Origin of the sequence: Staphylococcus rostri, from assembly GCF_002902145.1 — a bacterium.
Lineage (GTDB): Bacteria > Bacillota > Bacilli > Staphylococcales > Staphylococcaceae > Staphylococcus > Staphylococcus rostri.
The window spans coordinates 1-14,089 of sequence record NZ_PPRF01000044.1 but is presented as its reverse complement, the minus strand read 5'-3'; the positions used below and the strand labels follow the sequence as shown (position 1 = coordinate 14,089).

The following is a 14,089-nucleotide window of genomic DNA, read 5'->3' as shown; positions in this document are numbered from 1 at the left end:
GTTTAAGTCAATCACTCTTGAAAGTACTACTCTGAGTACTCAAATTATCGGAATTAACGTTGACATATTGTCATTCAGTTTTCAATGTTCATGTCTTTTTCTTTTGACTCGACAAGAATTAATTATACACAAGTTACTAATCTAAGTCAACAACTTTTTTAAAATTCTTTTTCGTCTTTTGTTCAAGCAACTTGTTTGCCGCTCAACAAGATATAACTATACAGCCTCTCAAGTTTTTTAACAACGCTAAAATTTACACTCTTTAGCCCCTTTTATCTTTTTGAATAGTTATTACCAATTTTTCCTGGAATAACTTGAAATATAGGCTTGTTCCCCTATCATTTCTTTAAAATCTCCAACAATGCCCGTTCCATATATAACCAGATAAACATTAAGCGCCCTACTCAGACTTTATATTTAAAAATCTAAGCGGGGCGCTCACACTTCCCCTTATACTGAAGAAAGTTTATTAAAAGTATGGAGACCATTGCACCATAAGGTTATGCATTGGGGAACCAACAACTTGAATACGAATCTTGTAATACTGACTCTACAAAAACATTTAGATATGAGGACAGGACATTAATGTTTGAGAATTCATGGATAAGGCAGTGACTGACTCATATGAAAATACGCTTTTACAAGCTTTTTCATATCTACTCATCCATGCCGGGGTAGGACAACAGTATCTTTTTAATCAATGAGATACCTGTCCCACTCCTGAATCACTCAGCTCCCTTTCACAGCCTGAACGCTTCTCCCACAAACACTTTCCTTCTATACACTATTACATCTCTGTACGTCCTGAAATGGCTTTGGATAATGTGACTTCATCTGCGTACTCCAAGTCGCCACCCACAGACAGGCCTTGTGCAAGACGTGTCACACGAATGCCTAATGGTTTCACGAGTCGTGATAGGTACATTGCTGTAGACTCTCCCTCTAAATTAGGGTTCATCGCTAATATCAACTCTTGAACGCCTTCATCTTTTAAACGTTCAACAAGTGCTGGAATGTTAATATCTTCCGGTCCAATACCATCCATTGGTGATATTGTGCCGTGCAAGACATGATATAGACCTTTGTATTCCTTCATCTTTTCCATAGCAATAACGTCTTTATCATCTTCAACAACGCAAATAATTGAACGGTCGCGTTGTTTGTCTTCACAAATATAGCATGGGTCTTGTTCTGTAATATGACCACACGTACTACAATACGTTAGTTCTCGTTTCACATCTACTAACGCTTTAGCAAATTGAACAACATCGCCTTCTTTCATCTCTAGTACATGAAAAGCCAGACGTTGAGCCGTTTTGGGACCAATGCCTGGCAGTTTCATAAAGCTATCAATGAGCTTTGATATAGGTTGTGGATAATGCATACTACATCAACCCTGGAATGTTAAGACCTTTAGTGTGTTTGCCTAAACGATCTGCTGTTAATTCATCTGCTTTGTTCATTGCTTCGTTTGTTGCTGCAAGTACTAAGTCTTGTAACATTTCAACGTCTTCTGGGTCTACAACTTCTTCATTGATAATAACATCAACCACTTCTTTATGGCCTGTTACGATAACTTTGACCATACCGCCACCAGCTGTACCTTCAATTTTTTCTTCTTTTAATTTATCTTGCTCTTCAGCCATTTTCTTTTGCATTTTTTGCATTTGTTTCATCATTTGTTGCATATTACCGCCACCGCGCATAATGTAGTTCCTCCTTTATATCGCTCGCACTATTTTTATAGTTATTTGAAGCTTCGTAGCCTCAACATTTGTTTTCAATTATACATACCTTTTTTAGACTTGTCATGTTTCGCTATCTACTTCATGGACAATGTCTGCACCGAAAATATCTTTTGCTGCTTGAACGGCGCTTGGTTGTGTTTCTTGTGGTTTTTGTTGTGCTGGTTGGTCAGTACCACCACGTTTTAATCCTTGAATATAATCACTGCGTACTTGCATCCATTTATCTGCAGGAACACCGACAACTTCTACAGATTTATTAATAATGTCTTTAACGACTTTTTCTACGCTATGTCGCTTTTCTTCATCTTTTTTCAAGATTTCGCAGTGAATTTCTTCTTCAAATTTAATTAATACTTTATCTTCACTTGCCGCAACGGGTTCAGAATTCTGTAGTAGGCTTACTAAAGCGTTTTGTTCCCGATCTTTCGCATATTGAATGACATCGAGCCAACGCTCCTTAATACGTGCAATATCTTCTTTGTTCGCATTGTCTAGCACTTTAGCAATACGTTCAACTGAGTAAGTTGCCGTACCACCACGACGTTTGGCTGGTTGCGCTTTAGCTGGTGCTGGGCGACCTGTGCCTTGGGAGCGCAATGTTTTCAGTTCTGACTCTAGCTTGTCCAAACGCTCTAGTAGGGCCGAATCGACTTGTGTCCCTGCTTGTGCTGGTGCTTGCTGTACTTGGCTCGCCGTCGATTTAATCATTTCAGACAGCTTAACAAGCAATACTTCAAAGTGAACGTTCTGGTTAACACTAAAGCGAATTGACACGAGCGTATCGTTTATCACATCAATCATTCTGTAAAGGACATCCAAATCCAAGTGACTTAGCGCATCATATTCGAATGCTGTCGCAGTTGTTTTCGCCATAATCGTATCACGCACAAAGTAAATCATATCATTGATGAGTCGATTCACTTCTTTCCCTTGACTCACAAACGAGTGGTAGCGTTCAAACGCGCTATGTACGTTACCTTGGACAACATCGCTCAACAGTAAGTTCAAATCAGCATCTGCCAAACTTCCTGTGACATCAAGTGCGTCTTGCAATGTTAAATGTTCGTCTCCGAATGCGATAGCCTGATCCATAATACTTAACGCATCACGCATCCCACCTTCAGAAGCTTTTGCGATAAAGTCTAACGCCGCTTCCTCGTATGCAATGTCTTGCGTCTCAGCAACGTACTTCAAACGCGACACGATTTGTTCGTGATTGATTGCTTTAAAGTCAAAACGCTGTGCACGGGAAATAATCGTTGGTGGTATTTTATGCGGTTCTGTCGTAGCGAGAATGAATATCGCGTGTGCCGGTGGTTCTTCTAATGTTTTTAACAACGCGTTGAACGCACCAGTTGTTAACATATGTACCTCGTCAATAATGTAGACTTTATAACGTGACTCACTCGGTGCATATTTTACTTTATCTCGAATATTACGAATCTCATCGACACCGTTATTACTTGCGGCGTCAATTTCAATAACATCTGAATTCGTTCCCATTGTAATACCTTTACAAATCGCACACGTATTACACGGCTCTCCGTCATGATTCGTTTCACAGTTGATCGCTTTCGCAAATATTTTCGCAATACTTGTTTTCCCCGTTCCTCTAGGACCACTAAAAATATATGCGTGCGATTGTTTCCCTTTTGCGATTGCGTTTTTTAATGTTTTCGTCACATGCTCTTGGCCGACAACGTCCTCGAAGCTTTGTGGTCTAAACATACGATATAGTGCTTGATAATCCACTGTTGCACCTCCGAATATACAATGGTTTCATTATATCATGTTCCCTATCTTTTGTATGTGTCGATAACAATGCTCGCAGCAAAAAAGCTCAAACTCTGATGACAAAGATTGGGACAAAAGCGCTTAGGATTAGAACAGAACCAGAGCGATGCGTAAAACAGCTTTTTATTTTATCAAATCACATCATTCTGTCGAAACTTCTGCTTTTGGGACCTGCTTATCAGATTCCCAGAGCGTGATTTCATAATCTCCCATCCCCGTTGTCAAAACAGTTCAAGCCTCATTTATGTTTCTATTTCAAGCCTCATTTATGTTTCTATACGGTGAAGAACAGTTCTGGATACTGTACTTCTCCATGCGGCGGATCTTCTAACGTATCCCATAAAAATTTCACACGTACCACTTCTTCCGGCACCTCAAAAGGAACTGTAATGCCGTGTTTCGCAGCAATCTCATAGCCTAGTTGTGCATAGTAGTCAGGATGTCCTAACACAACAATCGTCGTATATTCCTGTGCATACGCACGTTCTTCTAGCGCTTGTACCAACGCCTTACCAATTCCCATATGTTGGTATGCTTGTTCCACAGATAACGGTGCTAATACAAGTGCTGTATAGGATGCTTCATCACTTTGAATTGTGACTTCACTACACATTGCATGACCGATAATTTCATCGTCTGCTGTTTTGGCGATGACTTCCAATTCATAACGGTAATCAGGTGCCATACGTAAGCCTTTGACAAGCTGTGCTTCATTTTGTTTAGACTCAGGTACATCTTCAAATGCATGTTCAATCATTTGTAAGGATGGTTCGTAATCCATCTCTGTAAGTGTACTAATAAAAATCGACATCTTAACGCCTCCTTACTTATTTAAAATGTTACGTATATCCATAGCTATTATAACATTTATACAGCACGATACAGGCACGTAACTGGACAGACATAAAAATAGAGCTGAAACAATCGCCTGATGCGTATCATTCCAACTCTTTCTATATTCAATCGTTCATTTATCACAAATTAAAACCGTGCACCTTTGTGTTGAATGTGCATCACAAGCGTTACCAAAGTCGATAGCTAAACCTCGGCTACCCTACGGCACATATGAATGTCCACTTAATGCTGCTTCCGTCAGGACCTGACATGGTTCATGGGTTCATATTGCATAGGACCGAAGTCTTCAAACACCTCGTGCTTTGGGCAGACCTCACAAATACACACCCGTGACAAAGGAATTCAGCCTCGCTAAAGCGGTTTTCGAGTACAGGGAACCGCTACCTCCCCGCTTAGCACGGTACGATTAATAATACTATACATATACAACATTTTGCAAGCGTAATCCCATATCCACACAATTATTTTTGGCGTCGTGAAAAATCAACAAAACGAAACTCTGTCGCAAGGTGCTTTGAAATATTATATTGAAACTTTGTCGTGTCTTTTAAATGCACAATCCCGCGAACGGTAGCCGTGTAATCAGGGGTCACATCACCAAACACTTTATATTCCGCAGCGCCAAATGGTTCAAACGTAATAGACTTACTCGAAAAGCTAATTTCATAACCTTTCGTCTGTTCAATATACGTATATAACGAATCCAAGAGAATGTCTTCCGTTAAATCGGGAAACAAATCATACAATAAGTAATCTTCATCAATAATCTTTGTAATACCCTCGATTTTTCGATCACGAATGATGTGCCATAAACGCGTGTCTGCTGAAAGGTCGAGTGCTTGTTGAACAGTCGGCACGTCTCTAGCAACAATCTTTTCAAAAACATGTAGATGCGTTTGATGCGCTTTACCTCTCTCTTGTTGAACTTCTTTGAAACTTACCAAATCAGCAAACGGAAACTCTGTAACACCTTGATAGATGACAACCGATCCTTTCCCACGTATCTTCTGAATCATGCCGTCAGACACTAACATGTTCAAACTTTTACGGACTGTTTCACGTGACACATTGTATTGATCCACTAGCTGATGTTCTGATGGTAATTGTGTACCGTACGCATACGTTCCATCGACAATTGCATTACGCATATGTTCATAAATGTGCCTAAACTTATTTTGTTTTTTCATCGCCTATATCCGCCTCTTACTTTGATTCTATAGAAATAACGTACGCCGCATACGGATCAAGGTAACCATCTGACACATGACCGTTTTGAAGCACAACTTCTCCTTCACGCTCAATATCGCTTGGTAATTGCGCAGGTTGATCTGTCATATTCGCAACGACCACCCACTTCTGATCTTCATAGTTACGCTCGTAGACAAAGAGTTGTTCATGTTCCATATAACGCGGCACAATATCACCATACGTAATAATGTCATGCGTATGTCTCAATTCAATCAACTTTTTGTACGTGTAGAAGATGGAATTCGGATCCTCAAGTGCCGCTTCAACATTGATAGTTTCATAATTCGGCGCCACATCAATCCATGGTGTCGCCGTTGTAAAACCAGCATGTGCATCCGCAGACCACTGCATTGGTGTACGTGAGTTATCTCGAGACTTCTGACCAAGAATCGTTAGGATTTCCTGTTCATCATATCCTTGTTCTGTAAGCGCATTGTATGCATTTAGTGACTCGACATCTCGATACTGATCAATCGATGTAAAATGCGGATCTGTCATCCCAATTTCTTCACCTTGATAAATATACGGTGTTCCTTGTAATAAATGTAGCACAATCGCAAGTGTTTTCGCACTTTGTTGTCTCATTGTTTCATCTACATCTGTCCCAAAACGTGACACGACACGTGGTTGATCATGGTTACACCAGAAAATCGCATTCCAGCCGCCACCTTCGTAAATACCCGTTTGCCATTCCATTAATATCGACTTCAATTGCTGCAAATCAAACTTCTGATTCGTCCACTTCTCACCATCTTTATAATCCACTTTCAAATGATGGAAGTTAAACGCACTACTTAATTCTTGGCGTTCCGGTTGCGTATATTTAATACAGTGATCAATCGTCGTTGAAGACATTTCCCCTACTGTCATTAACCCTTTCTTGCCGAACGTCTCTCGATTCATCTCGTGGATATACTCATGTACGCGTGGTCCATCTGTATAAAATTCTTTGCCAATCGCTTCAGAGTTTTCAAACGCCCCTTTAGAAATGAGATTGATAACATCGAAACGGAAACCATCTACACCAAAATCAATCCAGTAATTAATCATGTCATGTAATGCTTTACGTACCTTGTCATTCTCCCAGTTAAGATCTGCTTGCGTCACATCAAACAAATGTAAATAATATTCATCCGTTTGATCTTCATGTTGCCACGCATTGCCGCCAAATTTAGACATCCAGTTTGTTGGTGGTCCGTCTTGAGATGGCTTAAAGAAATAGAAATCACGATATGGACTCTCTTTAGATTGACGCGCGGCTTGGAACCATTCATGTTCAGTCGACGTATGATTGATTACAATGTCTAAAATAATTTTAAGTCCACGTGCATGTGCACCATCTAACAGTTCACGAAAATCTTCTTTGCTGCCAAACTGTTCATTGATTTCATAGTAGTTACGAATATCGTAGCCGTTATCGTTCATTGGCGAGTCGTAAATAGGTGTTAACCATAAGTAATCCACGCCTAAAAACTGCAAATAATCTAACTTATCGATAATCCCTCTTAAATCACCTTCACCATTGCCTGTCGTATCGTTGAATGATTTCGGATAAATTTGATACACAACCGACTTTTTCCAATCTTGTACTTTCATTATTATGTCACCTTCTATGGTTAGTTTTGTCATCATTTTATGCAAGAAACAATGAGAAGTAGAAAAGGCGATCACGCACGATTCTACTTCATTCATCTGTTATTAACTATTTAACACGATTACTTCGTCTCTGGTGTATCGACCATTTTCTTCGTTTTTTCACGGCTAAATTTTGAGAATACTACTGTCAAAATCGCCGGTACAATCATTGAAATCAATGTTGCAATTGCAAAGATACCCCAGAATTCACGTTTGATTGAGATAATTGCTGGAAGACCACCAACACCTACAGAACCAAGCACACCTGCGCCACCAATCAACGCACCTGTTAACATTGTTGTGATAATCGCAGCAAAGAATGGGTATTTCAATGGTAAGTTCACACCAAACATTGCTGGTTCAGTGACACCTAAGAACCCTGATAAACTTGATGTTGCTGCAAGTCCTTGTTCTTTTGTCATATGACGTTTTTTATAGATATACCATGCACCTAAAGCGGCAGAACCTTGAGCAATGTTAGATTGCGCCAAAATTGGCCATAAGTACGTACCTTGTAATGAGCTACCGATTAACTGGAAGTCTACAGCTAAGAACATATGATGTAGACCTGTAATAACAAGTGGTGCATAGAACAAACCGTAAATTGCGCCACCTAACCAGCCGGCACTTTCAAATAATGTTGTCACTGCAACCGTAATACCTGTACCAATCCATAACGCTGCTGGTCCAATGACTAAAAATGCTAAGAAGCCTGTTACAAGTAATGCTACTGGTGCAACAACGAGTAACTTAATAGAATCAGGTACAATCTTATTCATACCTTTTTCAATTTGAGCAAGCACATAGGCAGCGATTAATACTGGTAGTACTTGTCCTTGATAGTTTAACTGCTCAATCGCAATACCAAAAATATGCCACTTTGGAATTTCTTCAGCTGTCCCAATTTCATATTGTGATAATAATTGTGGGTGCATTAACACAAGGCCTAATACAATACCGAGTACTGGATTGCCACCAAACACACGCATTGCACTCCAACCGACTAATGCAGGTAAGAAAATAAATGCTGTTGTTGCAATTACATTAATAATATTGGCAACATCTGCAATTTCTGGAAAACGCTCAATAATAGAAGGCGCACCTTTTGTCCATTCCATCGTTAGAACATTGTTGATCCCTAATAATAAACCTGCTGTTACGATAGCTGGCAAGATAGGAATGAAAACATCTCCTAACAGCTTAATTAAGCGTTGTAACGGATTACCTTTCTTCGCTGCTTGCGCTTTAGCTTCATCCTTCGACACTGCTTGTGTGCCTGTCTCATCAATAAACACTTTGTACACTTCATCAACTGTTCCCGGACCAATCACAATCTGGTATTGATTATCCGCCTTGAACTGCCCTTTCACAAGCGGGTTATCACTCAATCTATCCTTATCTACTTGATTGTCATCATCCAAAACCAATCTCAAACGCGTTACGCAATGTGTCGCAGATTGTAAGTTCTCTGGACCGCCAATCGCCTCAATAATGTCTTGTACATCCGTTCGCTTTACTGCCATGCTTTTCACTCCTCATTCTTCTAACTTGTATATACAAATTATAACTTGTCTGTACAAGTTTTGTAAAGGCTTTCACAAATTATACATTTTTTATTTTTTAGCATCCAAATAAAAAAGCGGAATGAAAATCCCTTCCCTAAAGATTTTCACTCCACTTATATTCAATATTGTTAACACTCTAGAAGAATAGTGATGCCATAATCAATGTACTGATACCGGCTAAGATACAGTACAACATCGCTGGTCCGAGTGTCTTACTAATAACACTACCTTCTTTACCAGGCATATTTACAACCGCACATACCGCAACTACGTTATGCACGCAAATCATATTACCCGCTGCTGCACCAATTACTTGTGCACCAAGCACCGTGTACACGTCTACACCGATCGCTTGTGCAATGTTCGCTTGAATTGGCGCGAATGTTAAAGTTGAAACTGTCGCACTACCTGTAATGAATGATCCGAGTGCGCCTAAGAATGGTGCAATCACAAGCCAAACATCACCAAATGTACTTGCCATACCTTCTGCAATGAATTCTGGCATACTTAATAAGTCATTACCGTTTAAGCCCGAGTTACTGAACACGTGCACCATCGCAAGCGTCGCAATCAATGTAATTGTTGTAATTCGAATTGTCTTAATTGATTCACGACACGCTTTTGTGAAGTTACGAATTGACTTACGTTGAATAAGTACCGCTAAAAATGCTGAAACAAGTAAAATCGTACCTGGTGAGTATAACAACTCCCAGCTAGATGAGATACGCTCATATCCCAAAATTTCGTTCCAAGACAAGTTAAATACTGATGTTGTAAATTCTTTAACCGGTGCGACAACACGTGTTAATAATAACAACGCTACAACGATTAAATACGGTGACCATGCAGATAATAAACTCATCTCATGTTTAGCTGGCGCAGCTGATGCATCATAATCATCCACAAGTGCATCCTGCCAGATTGTTTTCGGTATTAGAATTCCTTTTCTTGCTGTGAATACCGCTACGACTAAAACTGTTAATGGTGTCAAGATTGATACGAACTCTGGACCTGTAAGCATTGCATAGAACCATGCTGTAAATACATAAACGACACCGATTAATAACGTCCATGGTGCGATTTCTAAAATAGCTTTGGCCTTACCGTTTTTCCCGAAGAAGAAGACCATTGTCGCTACCATAATAAATGGAATCATGACACCACTTAATAATTCAACGACTGTGACACGCATTGTTGTCATGTGGAATAACGTATCGTTGGCATCTTTTAATGTACTAAGTCCAACTAAGATTGGTGTCCCTACCGCACCGAATGATACAGATACACTGTCTGCAATCAGTGCTGTCACGACACTCGTCAATGGTTTGAACCCAAGTGCAACCATCAGTGGCGCTGTAACCATTGCTGGTGTTCCGAATCCTGAAGCCCCTTCGATTAATGAACCGAATAGGAATGCAACAATGATTACTTGAACACGCATATCATGTGATACGTTTTGAAATCCTGCGTTAATACGTGCTACAGCATTCGTCTCCCTTAACGTGTTGAGCAACGTTAACGCTCCGAATAAAATTAGAATGATTGTTAATGTTTTATGTACACCTTGTAAGAAAGAGGCAGTGATAACGCCACCGTCAATTCCCCAGAACAAGTAACCAAGTACTGTGACAACGACTGCGCTAATCGTCATCCCAACAAGGGCAGACATACGTAGAACAACCAAACAAATGAATGGTACGATTACTGCACTTAACGCAACAAGCATTAATAAGGCATTCATCTAAATTCCCCCAATAACTTAATGAAAAATTTATAGTCATCTGATGACCTTATGACTAATTTACTAAAATTGTAAGCGTTTTTGTTTATTAATTCAATATTTATCTTATTAACTTGATATTAGTTTATCGTATTACCTTAAATTCCTGTCACAATTGGCTGAATTACATTAGGTAAATCCCCTTAAAAAACCTTGATACCAAAGGAATTGTGTACAATCATTTTTTACTTTTAACTTCCCTTATATTGTTGCGTTTTTGTACATATTTAAATATATTTTTTTATTCACTTCATAATTGGTCACATTTAAATGTACCTTCATATCAATCATGACATCTTTATGAACAATTTCTCGTCACTCATTACTTTTAGTCCTTATATTTACATATTATACTAATTGTGATTGTGTACATTGAGAAGAATCATGCAATCCTGTAAATCTTTTCAATCTACACGATATTTTTTAACTTCAATAGGCTCAGAGCATTTAAAATGAAAATAGAGTGGTATATAATAGACTGTATCAAGGTAAACCACTGCCTTGCTCTCAAGCCAAATAGAAAGGTGATCGTTTATGACAAGCAAACACAGCAAAGATATTATTATTATTGGAGCAGGTGTACTAAGCACGACGTTCGGTTCAATGATCAAAGACCTTGAGCCCGACTGGAATATAAAGCTTTATGAGCGTTTAGATCAGCCAGGTGAAGAAAGTTCGAATGAGAACCATAACGCAGGTACTGGACATGCCGCACTTTGTGAGCTTAACTACACAGTACAACAACCAGATGGCTCTATTGATATCGAAAAAGCAAAAGAAATCAATGAAGAATTCGAGATTTCAAAACAATTCTGGAGCTATCTCGTAAAAAGTAAAAACATTGATACACCAAGAGATTTCATCAATCCATTACCACACATTAGCTTCGTTCGTGGCGTGAATAACGTTAAGTTCTTAAAAGGCCGTTACGAAGCGATGAAACAATTCCCTATGTTCGACAATATCGAATATACAGAGGACATTGAAGTAATGCGTAAATGGATGCCATTAATGATGAAAGGCCGTAGCGCTGATGATATCATGGCTGCAAGTAAAATTGACGAAGGTACGGACGTAAACTTCGGTGAATTAACACGTAAAATGGCACGTAGCATTGAAAAACATCCTAATGCACACGTACATTACAACCATGAAGTGAAAAACTTCCACCGCCGTGAAGATGGCAAATGGGAAGTGAAAGTACTTAACCGTCAAACTGGTAACGTTCAAACTGAAATTGCAGACGTTATCTTTATCGGTGCAGGTGGCGGTGCGATTCCATTGCTACAAAAAACTGGTATTCCAGAAAGCAAAAACTTAGGTGGTTTCCCAATCACAGGTCAATTCTTAGCATGTACAAACCCATCAGTTATCGAAGAACATGGGGTTAAAGTTTACGGTAAAGAACCACCAGGCACACCTCCAATGACAGTGCCTCACTTAGACACACGCTTTATCGATGGTAAGAAAACATTATTATTCGGACCATTCGCAAGTGTTGGCCCTAAATTCTTGAAAAACGGTTCAAACTTAGACTTATTCAAGTCAGTTAAACCTTACAACATTGGTACATTATTAGCATCGGCTGCGAAAAACTTACCATTGTTGAAATACTCTTTTGATCAAATTTTAATGACAAAAGAAGGTTGCATGAACCACTTACGTACGTTTGTTCCTGAAGCACGCGACGCTGACTGGGAACTTTATACTGCTGGTAAACGTGTTCAAGTAATCAAAGATACTGACGAATACGGTAAAGGCTTCATCCAATTCGGTACAGAAGTTGTAAACTCTGAAGACCACACTGTTATTGCATTACTTGGTGAATCACCAGGGGCATCTACATCTGTGTCAGTTGCTTTAGAAGTTATCGAACGCAACTTCCCTGAAGAATTATCTGAATGGACAGCGAAAATCCAAAAAATGATTCCATCTTATGGTAAATCATTAATTGACGATGAAGCATTAATGCGCAAAACACGTGAACAAACTTCTAAAGACTTAGAATTGAACTATTACGAATAAAAGGAGTGCGCATCCACATGAAAAAATTTGTGATCGTAGCAATTATTATCGGTGCTGCAACAGCTGCATTAAAACGTTATCAACAACACGTTAACAAAATGCCAAACATCGAATACTAATCTTTAAAAATTGCCATATATTTAGGCTGTTTATCCTGAATATATGGCTTTTTTGTATTTAAAAAGCGACAGGACTTTAATCGTCCTGTCGCTTTTCTATTTGAAATAACTACTTACTTTCCTCTTCTTCGTTCTTACGTCTTCTGAAGAACAATAGTGCACCTAATCCTGCAAACAGACTACCAAACAATGTTGTTTGCTGAGATTCTTGTCCTGTTTCTGGCAATACTTTATTGTTTTGTGACTTGTGCTGTGTTTCTGGTTTTGTTTCTGTCACTTTACCTGTTGCCATCGTCACATCAGTTGTATTATCTGATGTTTCTTTTGGCATTACTGGTGAGTTAACTGGTGCTTTTGGTTCTTGTTGTTTACCAGTATCAACTTGGTCAGTAGGTGTATCTCCAGTATTTGTGTTAGTAACTTCTGGAACTTCGATACCTGTTAACTTGGCAAGTTCTGATGGTAAGTCTCCACGTTGGTCTTCTGGAAGGGCGTTGACTTTATCTGTCGCTGTCGCTTTTTTGTCAGCTGCTTCTTTAGCTAATGCCTCTAACTCGGCTTTTTCCGCTGGTGTGATTAAGCCGTCTTCATTTGCTTTCGCTAATGCATCTTTTGCTGCTTGATCCGCTGCTTTCGCTTCCTCTACAGCTTTTTCTGCGTCTGCTCGTTGCGCATCTACATCGTCAGCTACGCCATTTGAATCTGCATCGTTCACTTCTGGAACTTCGATGCCTGTTAGTTTATCTAACTCAGTAGGTAAATCGCCTTTTTGTGATTCTGGAAGCGCGTTGACTTTATCAGTAGCCTCGTCTTTCTTAGCTTGTGCTTCTTCTTGAAGTTTTTCAAGTTCTGCTTTTTCAGCTGGTGTAATTAATCCATCTTCTTCCGCTTTCGCTAATGCATCCTTAGCTGCTTGATCTGCTGCTTTCGCTTCTTCTACTGCTTTTTCTGCGTCTGCTCGTTGCGCATCAACATCGTCAGCTACACCGTTCGCATCTGCGTCGTTCACTTCTGGAATTTCAATACCTGTTAACTTATCAAGTTCTGTTGGTAAGTCACCTTTTTGATCTTCCGGTAACGCATTGACTTTTTCTTCCGCTGCCGCTTTTTTGTCAGCTGCTTCTTTCGCTAATGCCTCTAACTCGGCTTTTTCCGCTGGCGTGATTAAGCCGTCTTCTTCCGCTTTCGCTAATGCGTCTTTTGCTGCTTGATCCGCTGCTTTTGCTTCTTCTACAGCTTTTTCCGCATCTGCTCGTTGGGCATCAACATCATCAGCTACGTCATTTGAATCCGCATCGTTCACTTCTGGAATTTCGATGC

Annotated in this window: 11 protein-coding genes and 1 other RNA gene; 2 read left to right on the top strand and 10 right to left on the bottom strand. The window is 39.6% G+C overall.

The annotated features are described in order from the left end of the window. Window positions 1–787: 787 nt before the first annotated feature. The 9 genes from recR to CD122_RS07415 form a co-directional block, all read right to left on the bottom strand. The gene (gene recR, locus CD122_RS07455; RefSeq protein WP_103358369.1) at window positions 788–1,384 is read right to left on the bottom strand and encodes a recombination mediator RecR; all 597 of its coding nucleotides are present in this window, start codon (window positions 1,382–1,384) and stop codon (window positions 788–790) included. Between the two features lies 1 nt (window position 1,385). Further along, a complete protein-coding gene (locus CD122_RS07450) occupies window positions 1,386–1,706 on the bottom strand; it encodes a YbaB/EbfC family nucleoid-associated protein (protein WP_103358368.1) in 321 nt (106 codons plus the stop codon). A 102-nt stretch (window positions 1,707–1,808) separates the two neighbouring features. Further along, window positions 1,809–3,500, bottom strand: coding sequence for a DNA polymerase III subunit gamma/tau (gene dnaX / locus CD122_RS07445; protein ID WP_103358367.1), 1,692 nt, complete (start codon window positions 3,498–3,500; stop codon window positions 1,809–1,811). 316 nt (window positions 3,501–3,816) lie between these two features. Continuing rightward, window positions 3,817–4,353: a GNAT family N-acetyltransferase gene (locus CD122_RS07440; protein ID WP_103358366.1), complete on the bottom strand. Its 537-nt coding sequence runs from the start codon at window positions 4,351–4,353 to the stop codon at window positions 3,817–3,819. 176 nt (window positions 4,354–4,529) lie between these two features. Further along, window positions 4,530–4,798, bottom strand: an RNA gene (gene ffs / locus CD122_RS07435) — signal recognition particle sRNA large type. Between the two features lie 60 nt (window positions 4,799–4,858). After that, entirely contained in the window at window positions 4,859–5,584 is a 726-nt protein-coding gene (gene treR / locus CD122_RS07430) for a trehalose operon repressor (protein ID WP_103358365.1), read from the bottom strand. A gap of 16 nt (window positions 5,585–5,600) precedes the next feature. Then, window positions 5,601–7,241 carry an alpha,alpha-phosphotrehalase gene (treC, locus tag CD122_RS07425; RefSeq protein WP_103358364.1) on the bottom strand — a complete coding sequence of 547 codons (1,641 nt, stop codon included), beginning with the start codon at window positions 7,239–7,241 and terminating at the stop codon, window positions 5,601–5,603. A gap of 119 nt (window positions 7,242–7,360) precedes the next feature. Then, a complete protein-coding gene (gene treP, locus CD122_RS07420) occupies window positions 7,361–8,803 on the bottom strand; it encodes a PTS system trehalose-specific EIIBC component (RefSeq protein WP_103358363.1) in 1,443 nt (480 codons plus the stop codon). Window positions 8,804–8,981: 178 nt separating this feature from the next. Beyond that, window positions 8,982–10,586, bottom strand: coding sequence for an L-lactate permease (locus CD122_RS07415; protein ID WP_103358362.1), 1,605 nt, complete (start codon window positions 10,584–10,586; stop codon window positions 8,982–8,984). Between the two features lie 573 nt (window positions 10,587–11,159). Between CD122_RS07415 and lqo the strand changes: the two genes are divergently transcribed. Further along, complete coding sequence (gene lqo / locus CD122_RS07410) at window positions 11,160–12,650, top strand: L-lactate dehydrogenase (quinone) (protein WP_103358361.1); 1,491 nt, start codon at window positions 11,160–11,162, stop codon at window positions 12,648–12,650. Between the two features lie 17 nt (window positions 12,651–12,667). Further along, on the top strand, window positions 12,668–12,769 hold the full coding sequence (locus tag CD122_RS07405; RefSeq protein ID WP_103358360.1) for an SE2200 family small protein: 102 nt from the start codon (window positions 12,668–12,670) through the stop codon (window positions 12,767–12,769). A 109-nt stretch (window positions 12,770–12,878) separates the two neighbouring features. Here CD122_RS07405 and CD122_RS07400 read toward each other — a convergent pair. After that, window positions 12,879–14,089, bottom strand: a 1,211-nt coding sequence (locus tag CD122_RS07400) for a GA-like domain-containing protein (RefSeq protein ID WP_142381188.1), incomplete at its 5' end; no start/stop codon positions are given.